At 59.9% G+C, this 20,811-nt stretch carries 19 protein-coding genes; 8 read left to right on the top strand and 11 right to left on the bottom strand.

Annotated features, from left to right (window positions below):
- Window positions 1-106: 106 nt before the first annotated feature.
- Genes HNQ65_RS21640 through HNQ65_RS21650 form a run of 3 tightly spaced genes read right to left on the bottom strand, consistent with a single transcriptional unit; the run spans window position 107 to window position 5,880 of the window.
- Window positions 107-1,504, bottom strand: coding sequence for an efflux transporter outer membrane subunit (locus HNQ65_RS21640; protein WP_184342943.1), 1,398 nt, complete (start codon window positions 1,502-1,504; stop codon window positions 107-109).
- A complete protein-coding gene (locus HNQ65_RS21645; protein ID WP_184342945.1) occupies window positions 1,491-4,673 on the bottom strand; it encodes an efflux RND transporter permease subunit in 3,183 nt (1,060 codons plus the stop codon). Before HNQ65_RS21645 ends, HNQ65_RS21640 begins: the two co-directional genes overlap by 14 nt.
- 7 nt (window positions 4,674-4,680) lie before the next feature.
- On the bottom strand, window positions 4,681-5,880 hold the full coding sequence (locus HNQ65_RS21650; protein WP_184342947.1) for an efflux RND transporter periplasmic adaptor subunit: 1,200 nt from the start codon (window positions 5,878-5,880) through the stop codon (window positions 4,681-4,683).
- Between the two features lie 69 nt (window positions 5,881-5,949).
- Between HNQ65_RS21650 and HNQ65_RS21655 the strand changes: the two genes are divergently transcribed.
- The 4 genes from HNQ65_RS21655 (at window position 5,950) to HNQ65_RS21670 (ending at window position 10,497) form a co-directional block, all read left to right on the top strand.
- Window positions 5,950-6,879 carry a LysR family transcriptional regulator gene (locus tag HNQ65_RS21655; protein WP_184342949.1) on the top strand — a complete coding sequence of 310 codons (930 nt, stop codon included), beginning with the start codon at window positions 5,950-5,952 and terminating at the stop codon, window positions 6,877-6,879.
- Between the two features lie 121 nt (window positions 6,880-7,000).
- On the top strand, window positions 7,001-8,215 hold the full coding sequence (locus HNQ65_RS21660; RefSeq protein ID WP_184342951.1) for a phosphoglycerate kinase: 1,215 nt from the start codon (window positions 7,001-7,003) through the stop codon (window positions 8,213-8,215).
- 37 nt (window positions 8,216-8,252) lie between these two features.
- Window positions 8,253-9,053, top strand: a complete 801-nt coding sequence (gene tpiA / locus HNQ65_RS21665) for a triose-phosphate isomerase (RefSeq protein WP_184342953.1) — start codon at window positions 8,253-8,255, stop codon at window positions 9,051-9,053.
- 64 nt (window positions 9,054-9,117) lie between these two features.
- On the top strand, window positions 9,118-10,497 hold the full coding sequence (locus HNQ65_RS21670) for a neutral/alkaline non-lysosomal ceramidase N-terminal domain-containing protein (protein WP_184342955.1): 1,380 nt from the start codon (window positions 9,118-9,120) through the stop codon (window positions 10,495-10,497).
- Here the strand turns inward: HNQ65_RS21670 and HNQ65_RS21675 are convergent.
- Genes HNQ65_RS21675 through HNQ65_RS21685 form a run of 3 tightly spaced genes read right to left on the bottom strand, consistent with a single transcriptional unit; the run spans window position 10,494 to window position 12,987 of the window.
- Window positions 10,494-11,069 carry a methyltransferase domain-containing protein gene (locus HNQ65_RS21675; RefSeq protein ID WP_184342957.1) on the bottom strand — a complete coding sequence of 192 codons (576 nt, stop codon included), beginning with the start codon at window positions 11,067-11,069 and terminating at the stop codon, window positions 10,494-10,496. The genes HNQ65_RS21670 and HNQ65_RS21675 overlap by 4 nt on opposite strands.
- A complete protein-coding gene (locus tag HNQ65_RS21680) occupies window positions 11,069-11,593 on the bottom strand; it encodes a hypothetical protein (protein ID WP_184342959.1) in 525 nt (174 codons plus the stop codon). Before HNQ65_RS21680 ends, HNQ65_RS21675 begins: the two co-directional genes overlap by 1 nt.
- Window positions 11,590-12,987, bottom strand: coding sequence for a DUF1501 domain-containing protein (locus tag HNQ65_RS21685; RefSeq protein ID WP_184342962.1), 1,398 nt, complete (start codon window positions 12,985-12,987; stop codon window positions 11,590-11,592). Before HNQ65_RS21685 ends, HNQ65_RS21680 begins: the two co-directional genes overlap by 4 nt.
- An 88-nt stretch (window positions 12,988-13,075) precedes the next feature.
- Between HNQ65_RS21685 and HNQ65_RS21690 the strand changes: the two genes are divergently transcribed.
- Window positions 13,076-13,651, top strand: coding sequence for a DUF1802 family protein (locus tag HNQ65_RS21690; protein WP_184342964.1), 576 nt, complete (start codon window positions 13,076-13,078; stop codon window positions 13,649-13,651).
- Window positions 13,652-13,666: 15 nt separating this feature from the next.
- The gene (gene alr, locus HNQ65_RS21695; RefSeq protein ID WP_184342966.1) at window positions 13,667-14,788 is read left to right on the top strand and encodes an alanine racemase; all 1,122 of its coding nucleotides are present in this window, start codon (window positions 13,667-13,669) and stop codon (window positions 14,786-14,788) included.
- A gap of 1 nt (window position 14,789) precedes the next feature.
- On the opposite strand, the gene sufD is transcribed toward alr, so the two are convergent.
- The 4 genes from sufD to HNQ65_RS21715 are packed head-to-tail and all read right to left on the bottom strand — an operon-like array spanning window position 14,790 to window position 18,917.
- The gene (gene sufD / locus HNQ65_RS21700; RefSeq protein ID WP_184342968.1) at window positions 14,790-16,148 is read right to left on the bottom strand and encodes a Fe-S cluster assembly protein SufD; all 1,359 of its coding nucleotides are present in this window, start codon (window positions 16,146-16,148) and stop codon (window positions 14,790-14,792) included.
- A 32-nt stretch (window positions 16,149-16,180) separates the two neighbouring features.
- Window positions 16,181-17,629 (bottom strand): Fe-S cluster assembly protein SufB, encoded by a 1,449-nt coding sequence (gene sufB, locus HNQ65_RS21705; RefSeq protein WP_184342970.1) that lies wholly within the window; start codon window positions 17,627-17,629, stop codon window positions 16,181-16,183.
- 38 nt (window positions 17,630-17,667) lie between these two features.
- Window positions 17,668-18,423 carry a Fe-S cluster assembly ATPase SufC gene (gene sufC, locus HNQ65_RS21710; RefSeq protein ID WP_184342972.1) on the bottom strand — a complete coding sequence of 252 codons (756 nt, stop codon included), beginning with the start codon at window positions 18,421-18,423 and terminating at the stop codon, window positions 17,668-17,670.
- Between the two features lie 23 nt (window positions 18,424-18,446).
- Entirely contained in the window at window positions 18,447-18,917 is a 471-nt protein-coding gene (locus HNQ65_RS21715) for a Fur family transcriptional regulator (protein ID WP_184342974.1), read from the bottom strand.
- A 132-nt stretch (window positions 18,918-19,049) separates the two neighbouring features.
- Here HNQ65_RS21715 and HNQ65_RS21720 point away from each other — a divergent pair, with 132 nt between their 5' ends.
- Together HNQ65_RS21720 and HNQ65_RS21725 are read left to right on the top strand one after the other, a co-directional pair.
- Window positions 19,050-19,526 (top strand): cupin domain-containing protein, encoded by a 477-nt coding sequence (locus HNQ65_RS21720; RefSeq protein ID WP_184342976.1) that lies wholly within the window; start codon window positions 19,050-19,052, stop codon window positions 19,524-19,526.
- A gap of 61 nt (window positions 19,527-19,587) precedes the next feature.
- Window positions 19,588-20,001, top strand: coding sequence for a hypothetical protein (locus HNQ65_RS21725; protein ID WP_184342978.1), 414 nt, complete (start codon window positions 19,588-19,590; stop codon window positions 19,999-20,001).
- 1 nt (window position 20,002) lies between these two features.
- Here HNQ65_RS21725 and HNQ65_RS21730 read toward each other — a convergent pair whose 3' ends face one another.
- The gene (locus HNQ65_RS21730; protein ID WP_246438537.1) at window positions 20,003-20,737 is read right to left on the bottom strand and encodes a DUF1003 domain-containing protein; all 735 of its coding nucleotides are present in this window, start codon (window positions 20,735-20,737) and stop codon (window positions 20,003-20,005) included.
- Window positions 20,738-20,811: the final 74 nt, after the last annotated feature.

The raw sequence follows: 20,811 nt of genomic DNA on the forward strand, positions 1-20,811 counted from the left end.
TGAGCGCACTGTCTATTCCGGCAAACAAGATCGAAGAGTCGTCAGACAAACTTTGCAGCCCATCCAAAGGTGTCTTCTGCTGAAGGTGAGCGCAGCGAGGAGGGGCTTAACCGTTCCAGCCACCGCCCATGGCTTTGTAAATCGTCACCCAGGCAGTAGCCACGCGGGTGCGGCTGACGACGATGTCATTCTGCGCACCGAGGGCCATGCGTTCTGCGTCCAGCACGGTCAGGAAGTCCGCGATGCCGTCCTGATAGCGCTTGCGAGCCAGGGTGGCGGCTTCGCGCGCTGAGGCTGCGGAGGCTTCCAGATGGCGTAGGCGAAGGCGTTCGCGATCATAAACCGTCAGCGCGTTTTCGGCCTCTTCGAGCGCCAGAAGTACTGTCTGCTCATAGCGGGCCAGGGCGGCGTCAGCGCGCTTTCCTGCGGCTGCGATCTGTTGTTTAACGCGGCCTAGATTGAACGCAGCCCAGGTGATCCGGGGGCCAAAACTGTAGCCGTCAGCATTGGGGCGGTCACCCATGTATGCGAGTGAGGCGGCTTCAAACCCAATGCGACCGTTAAAAGTGACACGCGGGAACAGATCCGCCACGGCCACACCAATGCGTGCTGTTTCTGCTGCCAGAATATTTTCGGCGGTGCGGATGTCCGGACGGCGGCGCAGCAGTTCGGCCGGTTTGACGATGCCGATGTGACCCGGGACTGCGGGCTGCTTTTTGCTCACCTGCAGTTTGGCCCGGAGTTCAGACGGATTTTGCCCGCAAAGCACGGCAATGCGGTGAATCGACCTGGCGACGTTTTCCTGGTAGGTGGGGATCTGTGCCATGGTGGCGTTCCATAGCGCGTTTGCCCGCGCCACGTCCAGCTGAGTACCGCGGCCGCCTTTGAGCGAGGCTTCGGCAATGTGCAGGGCATCTCGCTGATTGCTGGCGTTTTCATTCGCCACGGTCAGCTGGGCCTGGGCTCCGCGTAGCTCCATGTAGTTGCTGGCCACCTCGGACTGCAGGGAGATCAGCAGGTCCTGCAGATTGGTGTCCATGGCGCTGGAGTTGGCCTTGGCGGCTTTCACGGAATTGCGGATGCGGCCAAAGAAATCCAGCTCCCAGTCTGCATCAAATCCGGTGCGGTACAACTCGTAGTCGCGCGTGCGCAGGCCTGAGAAGGATGTGGCGCCGCTGCGGGTGTTTTCATACGTGGAGCCCAGCGTGACCGTGGGCGCATAGTTGAAACGGGACTCTCGCCACAGAGCACGTGCCTCCAGCAGGCGCGCACGTGCGGCGGCGATGTCCTTGTTCTGAGCCTCGGCTTGCGCCACCAGTTCGTTCAGTGTGCTGTCGTTGAGCTTGCGCCACCAAGCGGTGTCCACCTCGTGGGCCCGCTGCTCCTGCGTGCTGCGGGAGGCATAGTCCGCAGGCATTTTGGGCCGAGGCTTGACGAACTTTGGCCCCACATTGCAGCTGGAAACCAGGCAGACGATGAAGAGGAGGGAGCTAGTGGGCTTCATGAATCACAGGGGCGGTGGCAACGGACTGACGGCGGCTTTCGCGGCGCTCGACGAAGGCGCGGATGATGACGTAAAACACAGGCGTGAAAAGAAGGCCGAAGATGGTGACCCCGATCATGCCGAAGAACACCGCCGTGCCAAGCGCCTGGCGCATTTCTGCACCGGCACCCTTGGCGAGCACCAGCGGCAGCACCCCAAGGATGAAGGCAAAGCTGGTCATGAGAATCGGGCGCAGGCGCAGGCGGCAGGCCTCTACAGCCGCTTTCACACGGTCCATGCCGCTGTCTTGCAGCTGCTTGGCAAACTCCACGATGAGGATGGCGTTTTTGGCCGCGAGGCCCACGAGCACCACCAGCCCGATCTGCGTGAAGATGTTGTTGTCTTGCGCTCGCAGCCACACGCCGCCAATGGCCGAGAGAAGGCACATCGGCACGATGAGGATGATGGCCATAGGCAGGCTCCAGCTCTCATACTGGGCGGAGAGCACCAGGAAGACGAAGATCACGCACAGGGGGAAGATGTAGATGAGCGTGTCCCCAGCCAGAATCTGCTGGTAGGTCAGGTCGGTCCACTCGATGGCAAATCCCACTGGCAGGTGTTCCTTGGCCAGGCGCTCAATCTTTTCGATCATCTGGCCGGAGCTGACGCTGGGCAGGGTATTGCCGTTGATATCGGCGGAGTAGTAAAGGTTGTAGCGCTGCACGCGGTCGGCGCCGCCGGTTTTCACTACTTTCACCAGCGCTGCCAGCGGCACCATTTCGCCTGCCTGGTTACGGATTTTGATGCGGCTCACATCCGATGGATCTTTGCGGTATTCCGCATCCGCTTGTGCGGTCACCTGGTAGGTGCGGCCGAAAAGGTTGAAGTCGTTCACATACACAGAGCCGAGGTAGATCTGCAGCGCTTCATTGAGGTCTGCCAAAGACACACCCATGGTCTTGGCCTGCGCACGGTTGATCTCCAGCTTGAACTGGGGAGTCCGGGCTCGGAAGCCAGTAATGAGGGAGATCAGACCAGGTTCCTGCTGGGCCGCGGCCAGCAGCTTTTGCGTCGCGGCCTCCAGTGCTGGCAAGCCTGCGTTGTTGAGGTCCTGAACCTGTATTTTGAAGCCTCCTGCGTTTCCAAGACCACGGAGAGGCGGCGGTGGCAGCACGAGCACGCGCCCCTCCTGAATGGTGGAGAATTTTTTGCGGATGACTGTCAGGAGTGCATCTCCCTTCAGGTCTGGAGACTGGCGCTTCGCAAAGTCGTCAAAAACAAGGAAAGCCGCGCCGACGTTGGGCTGGTTTGCCTGCAGCACGGAGGAATAACCAGAGATGGCAAAGGTGTGCGCTATTCCGGGAATCTCACGTGCCATCGCGTCCATCTTGCGCACCACGGCGTCGGTCCGTTCAAAGGCCGCGGCGTCTGGCAACTGCACCAAAACGATGGCATAGCCCATGTCCTGAGAGGGGATGAAGCCGCCGGGCACATCCTGGAAGAGTTTGCCCGCCAGCCCGATCAGCGCGCCATAACCAATAAGTACCAGCAGCGCCAGACGGATGAGCTTTCCGACAAGAGAAGCATACAGGTCTGAGCCAAGCTGGAACACACGATTAAAGCCCTTGAAAAACCACCCCAGAAGGAGGTTGAGCATACGTGTGAACCAGTCCTGCTTAACCCCATGCGGCTGCAGCAGCAGGGCGCAGAGCGCAGGGCTCAGCGTCAGGGAATTGAAGGCGGAGATCACGGTGGAGACCGCGATAGTCAGCGCGAACTGACGGTAAAACTGGCCGGTGATTCCGCTGATGAAAGCCGTGGGCACGAACACGGCGCAGAGCACCAGCGCCACCGCGATGACGGCCCCGCTCACCTCATTCATGGCACGCACGGAGGCCTCTCGCGGGCTTAGGCCCAGCGCGATGTTTCGCTCGACGTTCTCCACCACCACGATGGCATCGTCCACCACGATCCCGATGGCGAGCACCAGCCCAAACAGCGAAAGGTTGTTGAGCGAGAAACCCATCCACTGCATCACGGCCAGTGTCCCGATAAGCGACACGGGAACAGCCAGCAGCGGAATGATTGAGGCTCGCCAGTTTTGCAGGAAGATGATGACGACGAACACGACTAGCAGGATCGCCTCCATCAGCGTGTTCAGCACTGACTTGATCGAGGAACGGACAAACTTGGTGGTGTCGTAGTTGATGGCGTAGTCGATGCCCGGCGGAAAGCGTTCCTTGAGTTGTTTGAGGCGTGCATAGACGGCATCAGCAGTCGCAATGGCGTTGCTGCCCGGAAGCTGAAACACGCGAAGAGACACGGCATTGTACCCGTCCATGTAGGTGCGGCTGGAGTAGTCGCGGGAGCCCAGTTCGATGCGCGCCACATTGGCCAGTCGCACCACGTCGCCCTGCTTTCCGGTCTTGAGCACGATATCACCAAACTCCTCGACCTTCTTCAGGCGACCGGGTGCCGTGAGCGTGTATTGAAACTCCGAGTCCTTGGAGGCCGGCGGCTGGCCTAGCGAGCCAGCGGCCACCTGCACGTTTTGCTCGCGGATCGCACGCACAATATCACCCGCTGTCAGGCCCAAGCCGGCGACTTTTTCCGGGTCCAGCCAGATGCGCATCGAGTAATCCATCCCACCCAGTGCTGAAGCCTCTGCCACGCCTGGAATGCGGGCGAGCTCGTTTTGCACCTGCAGCGTGACGTAGTTGCTCAGGTACGCGACATCACGTGATCCGTCAGGACTGTAGAATTGGGCTGACAAGGTCAGGTCGGGCGAGCGCTTGTTCACATTCACACCCAGACGGCGCACCTCCTCCGGCAGACGGGAGACAGCGGCATTCACGCGGTTTTGCACCAGCACCTGCGCCTCGTTCAGGTCTGAGCCCAGGCGGAAGGTCACTGTGATCTGCACCTTGCCATCGCTCGTGGATGAGGAGGAGAGATACAGCATGTCCTCCACACCGTTGATTTCCTGCTCCAGCGGCGTGGAGACGGTTTCTGCCAGAGTGCGTGCATCCGCGCCTGGATAGGTGGCCGAGACGACAACGGTGGGGGGAATGACCTCGGGATATTGCGCGATGGGCAGCGCCACATAGGCGAGCACACCCAGCAGGGTGATGACGATGCTCAGCACGGCCGCAAAGATGGGCCGGTCCACAAAGAAGCGGGCGAAATTCATGTCAGTGTTATTTGGTGGCTTCCGCCGCAGGCTGCATGTCGGTCAGTGTGGCCTTCACTTTCACTCCGTTGCGCACACTCATGAGGCCCAGCACGACCACTCGGTCGTCCGCTTTCAGTCCTTTGCGGATGACACGCATGCCATCCAGAAGCGGGCCCAGTGTGACAGGTTTGTAAACGGCCTTGTCCTCGGCATCCAGCACCCACACAAAGCTGCTGCCCTGGTCGTCTCCCACAGCAGAATCTCGAATCAGCAGGCCGTCATACTCGCCGCTGCCGGGGATGCGCACGCGGGCAAAAAAGCCCGGGGACATGAGGCGGTCGGCATTGGGAAAAACCGCACGGGCACGGATGGTGCCGGTGGCGGGATTGAGCTGGTTGTCCACGAAATCGATCTCTCCGTGGTTGGGCCAGCCATCCTGGTTCAGCAGTTCCATCTGGGCTGGAATGCGGGCAAACATGGCGCTCGTGCGCTCGCCAGTCTTATGCATCTCGCGGTATTTGAGAACAGAACGCTCATCGGCCTCGATCTCGCAGTAAATGGGGTCCAGCTCGACGATGGTGGTCAGCAGCGTGGCTCCCTGGTTCCCACCGCTGACGAGGTTGCCCTCAGTGACACGCGCATCACTGATGCGCCCGCTGATTGGGGCGTGGATTTCGGTGAATTCGAGATCCAGCTTGGCGGCGCGCAGGGCCGCCTCAGCACCACGCACGCCCGCCATTTCACCGGTGGCACTTTTCAGACGGCGTTCGGACTCCTCCACCGAAATGGCCTGCCCTTGACGCAGGGCGGTGGCGTTTCGTGCTTCCACGCTCGCCACCTCGGCTGCAGACTTGGCCTGGGCCAGCATGGCCTCAGCGCGTTCGACCACAGCTTGGTAGGGGCGTGGATCAATAGTAAAGAGCACATCTCCCGCCTTGACCTCGGCACCTTCCTTGAAGCTGACTTTGGTCACATATCCAGATACACGTGCATGAACCTCAACGCGTTTGCGCGCAGTCAGTCGCCCGGTAAATTCATCCCAGTCCATGAGCCTTTTGGCTATCGGCTTGGCCACGGTCACTTCAGGGGCTGCTGTGGGCGGAGGGCCTGCGGCGGCGTTGTTGCTGCGTTTGCAGGCGGTCAGGGAGCTCAGGATGAGCAGGCCTGCGAAGGCCCGCCGCAGGGCTGTGGTGCGGAGAATGGGAAAGAACAGTGCGCGCTGCATGTGCAGAGTTACGAACTCAGTCACCGCTTAAATAGTGCATAATCGACATATCACTTATACAATAAATGCATGAGTTCCCTCAATGACCTCCAGCATGTTCGTGAATTTGTGCAGATTGCCGATTCCGGAAGCATCTCGCGTGCCGCCAGGGTGCTGGGCATCGCGCAGCCTACGCTGAGCAGGCACCTGGCTGCGCTGGAGGCCCAGATCGGAGCCCCCTTGATTCGTCGAGATACCCGCACCATGAGACTGACGGATGCCGGCATCATTGTGCTGTCAGATGCCAGGGAGCTTCTCACTGTGGCGGATCGTCTAGGCAGCCGTTTGCGCTCGGAGCGCCGCGCCTTGCGCGGGCACTTGCGGATGGTCTCCGTGGTGGATGTGGGGCAGTGGATCGTCTCCCGTGTGCTCTCGCGCTTTCAAAAGCTGCACCCAGACGTCACCACCGAGCTGCACCTTATCAACCGGCCCACCAAATTCATCAAAGAGGGCTTTGACTGCGGCATCATGGTTGGCGCTCCCACCGACCGCCGGGTCACAATCCGTAAGATCGCCCAGCTCAACCGCAGGCTGGTGGCAGCCCCGTCTCTTCTTAAATATCACAGGCTTCCTATCAGGCCGGACGACCTCAATCATCTGCCTTGGCTGGGAATTCTGCAGCCGCATTTCTACTCCCGCGACCGTGTGGAGCTCGAAAGAACCAGGCAGGTCAAAAAGCTCAAGCTGATCCCGGTCATGCTGCTGGATACCGTGACGGCTCTGCGGGAGGCCGCTATCGAGGGGGCAGGATTCACCATCCTGCCGGAGTGGATGGCCGCCCGTGACATCACCGCCGGACGGTTGGTGCAGCTTCTCCCAGACTGGCATCTGGCCCCCATAGACCTCCAGATTGCTCATTCGGCCCATGAGCACCTGCCACAGCGGGTGAAAAGCCTGATCGAATACCTGGAGCAGGAGCTTCCCCTGGAGATTCACCGGCTGGACTTGAATGAGAGATAGGCATTTCGCCCAGTTCGTCGCGCCGGTCCGCAAAAAATTGCATGCGCACCGAGCACGCTCTGTGCTAGGAATCCCGCCCCCGCCGCCTTGCGGCTTGTTTACCCCTCATCAAAAAACCATCATGCCCAAGCAGACCATTCGTGACCTCGACCTCGCCGGAAAACGCGTTTTTGTGCGCGTTGATTTCAACGTGCCGCTCGAAGAGAAGGACGGCCAGATGGTCATCACCGACGCCACCCGCATCCAGGAGACCCTGCCCACCATCAACTTCCTGATCGAAAAGGGTGCCAAGATCATCCTCGCCAGCCATCTGGGCCGTCCCAAGGGACAGCGTGATCCCAAGCAGAGCCTGGCTCCTGTGGCCCCAGCTCTCAGCGCCTTGATCGGCAGGCCGGTGGCCTTCGCTAGCGACTGCGTCGGCGAAGAAGCCAAGGCCAAGGCCCTCGCGCTGGGCAATGGCGATGTGCTCCTGCTGGAAAACACCCGCTTCCACGCTGGTGAAGAAAAAAATGACGCCACCCTGGCCAAGGGCATGGCTGAACTCGCCGAAATCTTTGTGAACGACGCCTTTGGCTCCGCCCACCGCGCGCACAGCTCCACGGCCGGCATTGCCGACTACCTGCCTGCAGTCTCCGGCCTGCTCATGGAGAAGGAGCTCACCTGGCTGCACGACGAACTCGAAAATCCCGAGCGTCCCTTCGTGGTGATCCTCGGTGGTGCCAAGGTGAACGACAAGATCGGCGTCATCAACCGTCTGCTCGAAAAGGCGGACAGCATCATCATCGGCGGCGGCATGGCCTACACCTTCCGCAAAATCGTCGAAGGCATCTCCATCGGCAAGAGCCTCTACAAGCCCGAGTGGGAGCCCATCGCCCAGGCCGCACTGGACAAGGCCAAGGAGCGTGGCGTTAAGATCCTCATCCCGGTGGATGCCATGATCACCGACTCCTTTGACTTCGACACCAAGAAGCTCGGCAACCTGAAGTTCACCTCCGTCGGCGAAAGCATCCCTGATGGCTGGGAAGGCGTGGACATCGGACCCGAGTCTGTGAAGCTCTTCTCCGAGGAAATCTCCAAGGCCAAGACGGTCATCTGGAACGGCCCGATGGGCGTGTTTGAAATCAAGGACAGCGCCAAGGGCACCTTCGACGTGGCTGCAGCCGTGGCGGCCAATTCCAGCGCCAAGACCATCATCGGTGGCGGCGACAGCGTGAAGGCCGTCAAGAAAGCCAAGCTCGGTGACAAGATGACCTTCATCTCAACCGGCGGTGGCGCCTCCCTCGAACTCCTCGAAGGCAAAGTTCTCCCCGGCGTTGCCTGCCTCAAAGACAAGTAATTCGAATCGTTGTAAACAACTGTAAACTTCCCCTCATATGGCCTTCGCCCACTTCCGCAAACCCATCATCGCCGCCAACTGGAAAATGCACATGACGCCCCAGGAGACGGATGACTTTCTCCGTTCTTTTGCCCGTCTGGTGCCAGACAAGGTGCCGGTGCAGATCGTCGTGGCTCCTCCCTTCGTCAGCCTGGCCAAAGCCCAGGATGTGCTCATGAATGCCCGTGAGCAAAGCGTCGAATTGGCCGCCCAGAACATGAGCGCCCAGCCTGCCGGTGCCTTCACCGGAGAGATCAGCGCACGCATGATCAAGGAGTGTGGCTGCAGACACGTCATCCTCGGCCACAGCGAGCGCCGCAGCCTCTACGGAGAGACCAACGCCATCGTGAACGCCAAGGTGCTCGCGGCTCTTGAGGCCCGTCTGCATCCGATCCTCTGCATTGGTGAAACCCTCGCCGAGCGTGACAACGGGCAGATTGAGCAGGTGCTCGGCAGTCAGCTTCGCGAGTCCCTCGCTGAAGTTGGCCCCCGCCGCATCACCGACTGTGTCATCGCTTATGAGCCCGTCTGGGCCATCGGCACCGGCCGCACCGCCAGCCCTGAGCAGGCACAGGAAGCCCACGCCTTCACCCGTCAGGTGCTCGGAGAGCTCTTCGGTGAAGATGTCGCCGCCAAGATCCGCATCCAGTACGGTGGCAGCGTGAAGCCCGGCAACATGGCCGAACTTATCAGCCAGAAGGACGTGGACGGCGCTCTCGTGGGCGGTGCCAGCCTGGAACCCGGAAGCTTCTGGGAAATCTGCCGTGCTGCCATCGACTGGACGAACGCCAACATGTAGTGCTCGTAGCTACATTTTCGAATAGTCTTGTAAGCGTTTGTCGCATTTGTCCATAATTGGGCAAATGCGACGAATCATTTTTGCGGTTCTTCTTTTGAGCCTGACGGCTTTGCAGGTTCACGCACAGTCATCATGGAAGGCTGGCGCAGCCGATGCAGACATCACTCCGAACTATCCGGTGCGTCTCAGCGGTTACGGCAGCCGCACGACTGAGTATGAAAAAGTGGCGCAGCGTCTGCATGCAAACGCCTTGGTTGTGCAATGGCAGGATGACAAGCCCGCAGTCATTGTCAGTGTGGACAATTGCGGTGTGCCTGCTGCAGTGCGCACTGAAGTTCTCAAACGCCTCGCCGCCGCTGGTAGAGTGGTGGCGGACGAGCGCCTGGCTCTGCATTCGACTCACACTCACTGCGCCCCTATGCTCACAGGCGTGCTGCCATTTCTCTTTGGCGCAGACTTGCCTGCAGATCAGGTGCAGCGCATCGCACGCTATACCGAAGACCTAACCTCGCACATCGTCAGCATTATCCTAAAAGCCTGGGACAAGATGGAGCCTGCCAGGCTGGAATGGAGCGTGGGCAAAGTTTACTTCGCATTCAACAGGCGGCTGAAAACCGACAAGGGGTTTCAAAACATGCAGAACTTCAGCGGGCCGACAGATCGTGCTCTGCCTGTGCTCTGTGTCAGGTCCGCAGACGGGAAAAAGCTCATCGCCACGCACGCCAGTTATGCCTGCCACTGCACTACGCTCGGCATGAATGAGATCCACGGAGACTGGGCGGGGCTGGCGCATGAAGAACTGGAACTGCGCTTCCCTGAATCCGTTTGCCTCATCGCCATCGGCTGCGGGGCAGATCAAAATCCATACCCGAGAAAAGAGAGTCGCTTTGCCATGGATCATGGCGTCACCATTGCCAAAGAAATCGTGCGTCTCATCAACAACCCAATGCAGCCTCTGAATGGCCCTCTAAGCTGCGCTCATCAGGAGGTAATGCTGCCTTTCGACAAACCACTCACCCTGGAGGAGTGGAAAGCCAAGGCGGCGGACTCCAACAAGTGGACGGCCTATCACGCCAAAAAGCATCTGGAGATGCTCGAGCGTGGAGAAAAGATTCCACCGGCCCTGCCTTATGACATTCAGGTCTGGAACTACGGCAACTCCCTGCTGACGATCAATCTGCCAGGAGAGGTGGTGGTGGACTACAGCCTGCGCTTCAAACGCGAGTACGATCCCGCCCGCACTTGGGTGAACGGCTACACCAATGACGTGCCCTGCTACATCCCCTCACAGCGAGTCTGGGAAGAAGGAGGTTACGAGGCCGGCGGTGCCATGATCTATTATGGCCGCCCCAATCGTTTTGCGCCGGGCATCGAAAACATCATCGCTGCCACGGTGAAGCAGCTCGTGCCCAAAGGCTTTACGGCTCCTGCCGCGGCCAATTAATGCCGCTTCAGCACGCGGAGACACTCACGCTCCTCGCGGCCTGGGTAGGCCTTGGCTGGGATGCAGCTTTCCAGCACTTCAAAGCGCGGGGCAAACAGGCCGCTGAGCTCGTCTTGGGTGATCCCAAACGGCGGCCCGCTTTCACCAGGATCCATTTCCGGATTGATGAAAAACACTCCGATGAGCAGTCCTCCAGGCTTCAGCAGTCCAGCCACGGCATCCCGGTATTTGGTTCGCCATTCCGGCGGCAATGCACATAGGCAGGTATGCTCCACGATGGCGTCGTACTCTCCACGAAATTCAAACAGATCCGCGCATACAAAACGCTCTGCCAACTGCGGGTAGTGCGCCCTGGCGCGTTCCACCGCCAGTGGGGCGATGTCGAGCCCGTGTGCATCAATCCCGCGTGACACCAGATGCGCCACATCATGACCCGCGCCGCATCCTGGCACCAGCACGCGGCCGGTGAGGGTGTTGTTCTCCAGCCATTCCACTAAAGGCGGTGCAGGCAGTCCCTTGTCCCACGGGGTGAAGTTCTCTTGATACGCTTGGTTCCAGTCGGTGATGTTCACTACGGTTGTTTCTCTTTCTCGTGCTTGATTACGCCTTCCAGCGTCGTCTGGCCTGCATCTCCGGTGAAGGTCACCTTGCTTTCGATCACATCTTTCGCCTCTCCTGTGCCCGCAAACGCTTCGGTGATGGTGATGCTGCTCTGGCCGCTGCCGGTGATGGCTTTCAGCTCAAACGTAAGGTTCACTTCAGACACATGGCCTTCGAAATGGATGTTTTGGGATCCATCGGCACCGGTCAGATTGGCCTCGTAGCTGTCGGCACCCTCGTTATAGGTGATGGTCCACTGAAATGGCTGAGTGTCTCCATTGATGGTTCGCGTGCCTCTGATCACAAAGGAGTTGTCGCCATCCGCGCTACCCGTCCATTCCTCCTTGATGTCCAGAGTGTTGTTGTTCTCCCCCTTCAGCTCCCCCGCCGCCTTCCAGGTGCCGATGTAGTGCTTGAACAGCGGGTTCATGCCAAGGTCCTTGGCGCTGAGGCTGGCGCATGCCAGCAGGCACAGGGAGGCGAGCAGTGTTTTCATGCGATGATCTCCTGAATGACTTTGCCGTAGCTGATCGGCACAGGGCGGTTCACCACATCGCGCACCTCAGTGTCCGGCTGGATGCCCAGCAGATGATACATCGTGGCGGCCAGATCATCCGGCTTCACCGGTTTATCCGCAGGATGCTCCCCGTTTTTGTCAGAGGCACCGTGCACATAGCCACGTTTCACACCGCCGCCTGCCAGCAGGGCCGTGTAGCACTGCGGCCAGTGATCGCGTGACACGTTCTTGTTGATCTTGGGCGTGCGGCCAAACTCTCCCACCCACACCACCAGTGTCTCATCCAGCAGGCCTCGCTCATCGAGATCCGTCAGGAAGGTCGGAAGCGTCTGCTCGGTGATGGGCAGGTGATATTTCTCAATGATCGGGAACATGCGCGTGTCATTGAAGCCGTGTGTGTCCCATCCTCCTTCGGTGGTGCTTTGTCCGCCGATGCCCTGGGCAAAGTTCACCGTCACAAACTTGACGCCCGCCTCCACCAGCCGCCGCGCCAGCAGCAGGCTTTGCCCATAGGGCGTGCGACCATAGCCGTCGCGTACCTTGTCAGGCTCCTTGGTCAGGTCAAAGGCAGCACGCAGCTTCTCGCTGTGCAGCATGGCCAGCGCTTTGTCATAGTAGCTTTCGATGCCTCGCGCCTCGGCGGAGTAGTCCAGCAGCCGGGTCTGTGAATCCACCAGCTTCTGCAGCTCGCGTCGTGCGTTCAGGCGCTCAAAGCTCACCCCGCTGGGCAGGCTCAGCTCCGGCAGTGCAAAACCCGCCGCGCTGGGATCTCGCAGCACGATGAAGGGATCGTGCTCTTTCCCCAGAAAGCTCCCGCGTTGTCCAGGCGTTACCGAGCCGTCGCTCACGATGTAGGGAAAGGTGGCCGAAGTCGGGATCTCCCCTCTTAACGGTGCTATCTTGTCCACCACGGAGGAGTAGGCGGGGAAGAGGTCCGGGGAATCCTTCAGCCGCTGGTCATCGCTCGGCGGGGCGTGGCCGCTCAGCGCATAATAACCGGCGCTGTTGTGATTCTTCATCGTGTGATGCACGGACCTCACCAGTGTCACCTTGTCCATCACCTTGGCTGTCTTTGGCAGCTTCTCAGACACCCAGATGCCGTCGGCGCTGGACTTGATCGGCTTGTGAAAGCCGCGAATGCCCTCAGGTGCATCCGGCTTCATGTCAAAGGTCTCCAGATGGCTGGGACCGCCCCACTGAAAGCAGAAGATCACCGACTTGGCGCGTGCCACCAGCTTGTCCATTCCCTGGTTTTCCAGACCATGGAGAAAGCGCGGCATCGTCAGCCCAAACATCCCCAGTCCGCCGGCGGAAAGAAGCTGGCGGCGGCTGATTCGGGTGCAGGCACCCGTGGGATTGAAAGGAGAAGCCATGCAGAGAATCAAACGTGGCACAGCATGCCGCACTTTCTGCGCTCTGCCAGCACTTGCGGGGGGCTGGCCAGCGATGTATCCGCAAGGCATGCCCAACCTCACCACCCCCACCGGATTCAAAGAATGGTCCTTCGTCTGCGATGCCCTCGTGCAGGGCCGCCTCAGCATCATTCTGCGCAAAGGGGGCATCCATGAAGGCCGCGGCGGCTTTGAGTGGAAGCACCGCCAGTTCTTCCTCTTTCCCACTTGGTTTCACAATCAGGCTGAAAAGCTGAACTGGGTTCCGGAAAACACTCAGCGCGACTTTCCGCCCGAGGAACAGCGCACCACCGTGGACATCGACGGCTGCGCCACACTGGAGCAGGTCTGGAAGGTCACAGACTGGGACAAGGTGTCCGCCCTGGCCCCGCTGCACATCTGGAATGAGGACGTGGTAAAAGAGCGCTTTGTCTATGACGACGAGAGCTGCCTGCACATCGCCCTCGTGCGTGCCTACAAGCTGCCGCAGAACTGGCACTTCCCTTATGCCAAGAGCTACGGCGGCTGCCGCTCCTGGATCACTCTGCCGGAGGAAGGCCTCCCTCTGGCCGCTGCGGCCACTCCTGCGCTGAGCGACGAAGCTTTTGCCGATGTTTCTGCGAAGTTGAAAGCGATCTTGGGCTAGTCGAGTGTCACCCACTTGAACCCAGCCGACGCCATCCGCCCAGCCCACGTCGAGGTCAGCCTCGGCGCCATCGCGCAGAACTATGACGCCATCCGCGCCCACGTGGGCACGGCGCAGGTCATGCCTGTGGTCAAGGCCAACGCCTACGGCCACGGCCTCGTGGAGGTGGCGCGGCACCTTATGACTCATGGCGCGCCATGCCTCGGTGTGGCCCTTCTTGAAGAAGCCATTGTCTTGCGCCAGGCGGGCGTCACCATTCCCATCCTCGTCTTTGGCGGTGTTGCTACACGGCAGATCCCGCAGTTCATCGAGCATGGCCTGATGATGGCCGCCTCCTCCATCGACAAACTGCGGCAGATTGATGAAGCCGCCGCCGCAGTGAAAACGAAGGCCCGTGTGCATCTGAAAATCGACACCGGCATGGAGCGCATCGGCGTCCATTGGTACAGCGCGGAGAAGCTTCTGGAGGCCAGCCTCCAATTTTCCAATGTGGAGGTGGCAGGCATCTACTCCCACTTTGCCAGCTCGGACGATTCCGATCTCTCCGCCGCCAGAGAGCAGCTTTCGCGCTTCCTTGAAGTCCTCGAGTTTTACCCCAAACACGGACTGCAGCCGCCACTGCGCCACATCGCCAATTCCGGCGGCATCCTGCAATTGCCGGAGAGCCACCTCGATCTCGTGCGCCCGGGCATCATGCTCTACGGCGTTTATCCTTCCAAGGAAACACTCCGCACGGTTCCACTGACTTCGGCCCTCAGCTGGAAATCCCAGGTTGTGTTTTTCAAAGTGGTCCAACCGGGCAGCCCGGTGAGCTACGGCGGCACCTGGCGCAGCGACCATCAGGTGCGCGTCGTCACAGTGCCCGTCGGTTATGGAGACGGTTATTTCCGCGCCCTCTCCAATCGCGGCTCAGTGCTCATTCGTGGACAGCGTCACCCCATCGTCGGCCGGGTGTGCATGGACCAGTTCATGGTGAACCTGGAATGGGGCACCGCCTATAATGGCGATGTCGTCACCCTCATCGGCAGTGATGGCGCTGAAACCATCACCGCCCAGGATGTGGCAGATGCGGCCGGCACCATCGCCTATGAGGTGCTGACCAACATCAACTCACGCGTGCCTCGCGTGTATCTCTGACTCAAGCCGCACGCTCCAGCTTCTCATCAATGCGGGCCACAAGGGTGTCCAGCAGCTCTCCATTGCCAAAGCGCTCGATCACACCCGCCAGGAAGCCTTCGATGATCAGCTTGCGGCTTTCCCCATCGCTGATGCCACGAGCTTTGAGATAAAAGAGTTCTTCATCACTGATGGGACCGCTCGTCGCACCATGGCTGCACTTCACCTGGTCCGCGTTGATCTCGAGGCCTGGCAGGCTGGTTGCCTCGGCTTCGTTGCTGTTGAGTAGGTTGCGGCAGGTCTGGTAGGCGTCGGTGTAGTGTGCGCCTTCATCCACGGTGATCAGGCCGCTGAAGATGCTGCGTGACTTCCCATACAGCGCGTTCTTGTAGAGTAGGTCGCTGCTGGCATGAGGGGCCTTGTGGTTCTGCAACGTACGCTGGTCCACGATTTGCTCGCCGATGGGCAGGGACACGCTCAGCATGTCGCTGCGGGAGCCTTCTCCCACGAGGTCGCTCACGCTCTCGCTGCGGCTGAAGCTCGCGCCCAGCTGCACCTGAAAGCTTTTCACAGCGGCATCACGCTCGGCAACGATGCTGGAAAGATGCAGCGCCTGCGCGTCATCCGCCAGCTCCTGGCAGGCGGCATAGGTGATCTTGCTGCCACGTCCGCCGATGAGATCGGCAATGGCGATGCTCAGCCCGCCTTCGCCTTCAAGACTGCGGTAGTGATCCACAACGCTGATCTCGGCATTGTCGCCGGTGACCACGAGTGTATGCGGGAAGATGGCGGCATGATCGCCGACCACCCAGTGGAAAACTTCGACGGGTTTCTCAACGGCCACATTCTTGGGCACGATGATGACCACTCCAGCCTTCACATGCGCCAGATGCAGTGCGGCAAACTTGGCCGAACCCAGCGTCATTTCACGCTGCATGAAGTGCTGCTTCAGCACATCACCATGATCTCGCAGTGCATCGGCAAACGTCACGCAAACGACGCCCGCAGGCAGGTTGGCGGTGTCGGACTCCACCAGCACATCGTTCACGAAGACAAAGCGTGCTGCACGCTCCTTCAGGCCCTGCGTGGCGGCCAGGGCTGCGGAGGTGTTTGCCGTCGTCGGAGCTGCTGCAGGCGTATGATCTGCCAGCTCGATTTTTTTGGAGCTGGAGTAGCGCCAGTTTTCATCCTTGATGCCAGGCATCGGCAGTTTCTGAAACTCAGCCCACGCCGCTTCAGCGCGTGCCAGGAACCAGCCAGGGGAGTTCTGTTCATCACGCACAGGCGTGGTGATTTCGAGACCGGATGGGGCGGGATTTTCGGTGGCTGCAGACACTGGGACGGGATTGTTTTTGGGGGCTGTGGCGAGAGTGGCGGACATGGCAGTGAAGGTTTGAGGGCCGGTGGTTCTGGTCAGCCGACGCTGCCTTCCATTTCGAGATCGATAAGGCGTTTCAGCTCTACGCTGTATTCCATCGGGAACTCCTTCACGAGATCGTTGATGAAGCCGTTGACGGAGAGGCTCATTGCTTCCGCTTCGGTCAGGCCGCGCTGCATCAGATAGAAGATCTGCTCCGCACTCACCTGGCTCACGCTCGCCTCATGCTGAGTGGCGTGCTGGTTGCCGCGCACGGAGATGGCAGGGTAGGTGTCTGTGCGGCTGTTGCTGTTGATCAGCAGAGCATCGCACTCCGTGTTGTTTTTGCAGCCCTTCAGGTGCTTCGGGATGTGGACCAGGCCGCGATACGTGCTGCGTCCCTGGCCGATGGAGATGGATTTGGAAATGACGTTGCTTGTCGTCTCATCGGCGGCATGCACCATCTTGGCACCGGTGTCCTGATGCTGGCCGCTGTTGGCCAGGGCGATGCTGATCACCTCGCCACGCGCACGCTTGCCCTTCATGATCACGCCCGGGTACTTCATGGTCAGGCGGCTGCCGATGTTGCAGTCGATCCAGCGCACTTCGGCATCCTCATGCGCGATGCCGCGCTTGGTCACCAGGTTGAAGACATTGCTGCTCCAGTTCTGCACGGTCACATACTGGATCTTGGCGCCCTTCATGGCCACCAGTTCCACCACCGCGCTGTGCAGCGTGGCGGTTTCAAACTTCGGCGCGGTGCAGCCTTCCATGTACATCACTTCGGCGCCTTCGTCAGCGATGATCAGCGTGCGTTCAAACTGGCCAAACTGCTCGCTGTTAATGCGGAAGTAAGCCTGCAGCGGGTGCTTCACCTTCACGCCTGGTGGCACGTAGATGAAGGAACCACCTGAGAAAACCGCGCTGTTCAGCGCGGAGAACTTGTTGTCTCCCGTGGGGATCACCTTGCCAAACCACTTCTTGAAGATCTCAGGGTACTTGTGCAGACCCTCGGTGCTGTTCACAAAGATGACGCCCTGCTCCTCCACGGCCGCCTTGATGTTGGAGTAGGCGGCTTCGGAGTCATACTGAGCTTCCACTCCTGCCAGGAACTTGCGCTCCTGCTCAGGAATGCCCAGGCGGTCAAAGGTCTTCTTCACGTCCTCAGGCACATCGTCCCAGGAGCGCTTCGGCTTCTGGCCGTCGCTGAGGTAGTAGCGGAATTCGTCAAACTTAATGTTCTCCAGATCCTTCGTGGCCCAGTGTGTGGGCATAGGCTTTTCCTGGAAGACTTTGAGCGCCTTGTGCCGAAACTCCCGAATCCAGTCAGGATCATTCTTCACATCAGCAATGAAATCGACCGTTTTCTCGGTGATGCCGAAGCCGGAGTCATACTTGTTGCGCTCAGGGAAAGTGAAATCGCCGACGCTGTCGACTTTGATGTCGGAAATGTCAGGAATCTCAGAAGCATGAGCTTCGAGTGTGGAGTCAGGAGCGGAGACCATAAAAAAGGAAAGTTGAGGGTTTATAGCCGGTGAGATGTTCAAGCCGCCGCCAGCATCTCTTCCTTGACCCAGTCGTAGCCCTTCTCCTCCAGCTTGAGAGCGAGGTCCTTGCCGCCGGTGTGGACGATCTGGCCGTCCATCAGCACGTGCACGATGTCGGGCTGGATGTAGTTCAGCAGGCGCTGGTAGTGGGTGATCACGAGGAATCCGCGGTTCTCGCTGCGCATGGCGTTCACGCCGCGGGAAACGATCTTGAGGGCGTCGATGTCCAGGCCGGAGTCGGTTTCGTCGAGGATGGCGTACTTGGGCTCCAGCATCATGAGCTGCAGGATCTCGTTGCGCTTCTTCTCACCACCGGAGAAGCCTTCATTGACGCTGCGGCTGGTGAAGCTGCGGTCCATTTCCAGCTGGTCCATGCGGGCGTAGAGCTGCTTGTAAAACTTCACGGCGTCGATGTCCTCGCCCTTGGGCAGGCGGGCCTTCAGTGCGGCACGGAGAAAGTTCGCATTGCTCACGCCTGGGATCTCATGCGGGTACTGGAAGGCCAGGAAAAGACCGGCGCGGCTGCGGGCGTCCACGCTCATGTCGAGAATGTTCTCGCCGTCCAGCAGCACCTCGCCACCGGTCACTTCATAGTCTTCGTGGCCACAGAGGACCTTGCTCAGCGTGCTCTTGCCGGAGCCGTTCGGACCCATGATGGCGTGGACTTCACCGGGGTTGATTGTGAGGTTCAGGCCTTTGAGGATTTCGCGGCCGGGGATCTGGGCGTGGAGGGCTTTAATTTCGAGGGACATGGAAAGGGGTGGGTGGGAAGAGTTCAGGAGTGTGTTTGGGAGGCCTTGCTGGCGCATTGCGCGCACGTGCCATGGATGGCGAGGTCCGTCCGGGTCACCTTGGTGCCCGCAGGCAGGTTCCAAAATTTGGCAGGGTCAAAATCCGCCACTGGATGCGCATCAATGACCTTGCCGCAGGTCTCGCAGTGGAAATGGACGTGCTCGTGTAGATTGGCGCAGTAGCGAGACTGGCCGCGCTCCAAGTGGACGAGCTTGATCAGGCCTGCGTTCGTCAGGTGCTCCAGGCAGTTGTACACCGTGGCCAGCGAGATGCCCGGGCTGCGGCTTTTTACCCGGTCCAGAATGTCATAGGCCGTGGGGTGGTCCGTGGAGGACGCCAGTACCTCAAAGACCTCGCGCCGGTGCGGCGTCAGGCGTACGTCCGAACCCAGCACGGCAAGACGGCAGTCCAGACCGGAAGGTTTGGCAGGAGTGCGTGAAGGGGAGGGGGGCATGACAACTTTAGAATTAGAATGATTCTAACTGCATTGGGAACGCCCCGTTGGCAAGCGGGGATGCCGTTTTTACCGAAAAATCTTTGCGCCAGCCCGCGCCAAACCGCCTCCGGCATGCTACATCCTGACCTCATGACACGTACCCACGCCGAAGACCTCCCCTGGACCCAGCAAAACTCCCCGCAGGGCAAGTATGGCCTCGCCCGTCGTTCACTCTCCATCGCTGCCGGGGGGCAGAAGGACGTGGGCACTTGGGGTGGGGGGCACCCCTTTGATCTCGAAATCCACCGTATCCCGGCAGGGAAGATCAATTTTCCCCTGCATGAGCACTCGGCCCAGTGGGAGGCCTACTACATCCTCAGCGGCTTGGGCCAGGTGCGCACCGCGGCCGGCAAGGAGTCCATCAAGGCAGGCGACTACCTTGTTTTTCCGCCCGGCGAGGCCCATCAGCTGATCAACAACGGCTCCGAAGACCTGACGTTCATCGTCGTTGCCGACCAGCCCCGCGCCGATGTGATCCACTACCCCGACTCCGGCAAATGGATGACCAAGCCGCAGCGGAAGGTCTTTGAAATGCAGGAGGCGGACTACTTCAAAGGCGAGGAGTGAGCCAATTTCTGCGCATGCATTGCAGTTTCCCTGAGGCCGAAGATCTGGCACACTCTGCGGCATGAAAAGCCTGCGCCTGCTCCTTGTGCTGCCCGTTCTGCTGTCATCATGCGCACACACTGTGCGCCAGGCAGCCGATGCCAGCGGTGCAGACGCTGCGCTCCACGTTCTGGAGCACAACTGCGTGCACTGTCATGGCGACAATCGCCTCTCCACCATGCCGCCGATCAACGATACTCGGGCGATCGCCAAGCTCATCGGCTCCCACTGGATCGTTCCCGGCAGACCTGATGCCAGCCGGTTTTATCAGGTGGTCATTTTCCCGGATGAAGTCCCCGGGGCCATGCCTCCCAGCGGGCATGCCATCTCCAAGAAGGATGCGCATGCTCTACGCCAGTGGATCAAGGACGGTGCCAGACTGCCTGCTCAGAATGTGAAGCTCACCCCTCGCGGTCCGTTGCCGCGCTCCATCTGAGCTACTTGGCTGCCTTGGTGCGTGCGTGTGCCAGCTCGCGCAGCAGGTCCAGCTGGATCTGCTGCACCTCCATCAGCTTGGTGGTGTGCTGATGCAGCAGGTAATCCATTTTTTCGTGCAGGTGTCGGATCTCCAGCTCGGCCTTCAGGTTCACCTTGTAGTCGCCCTCTGCATGCAGTCGGTCGCGTGCCTCCTGCCGGTTCTGGCTCATCATGATCACCGGTGCTTGGAGCGATGCCAGAAACGAAAGCATAAGGTTCAGCAGGATGAACGGATAGGGGTCAAACGGCTGCTTCAGCAGCATGCCACTGTTGATCACGATCCAGACCAGCAAAAACAGGCAGAACGAGATGATGAAGCTCCAGCTGCCGCCGAAATCCGCGATCTTGTCCGCCAGCCGCTGGCCAAAGGTGAGGTGCTGTTCCTCCTCCATCTCGGAGAGTGGACGCTCGCTCAGCACCTCGTGCTTGTGCAGGCTCTCCACCACCTCCTCGTCCAGCTTTGTCAGGTCCCCCACCTGGGTTTCCAGCACATGGCGCACGTACTCCAGCCGCGCGGCATTCACAGCCTCTGCACACAGCAGCGAGTCCTCCGCCAGCTCCGGATGCCGGTTGCGCAGGGTCTGGGAGATGTTGGGGCGCAGTTCTCTCAGCGTCTGCATCTTGGCCAGGGGCTGTGTCTTGCCGGTGACAGAACAAACCCCCATGGGGGCTGACTTGGCGCGGGTGGATTCCATCCCGGACAATACATCTCCGGCACATTCGTCATTCGGAATTCGTCATTCTTCATTTTCCGCCTACTCTTCCCGCC

Source organism: Prosthecobacter vanneervenii, assembly GCF_014203095.1.
Classification (GTDB): Bacteria; Verrucomicrobiota; Verrucomicrobiia; order Verrucomicrobiales; family Verrucomicrobiaceae; genus Prosthecobacter; species Prosthecobacter vanneervenii.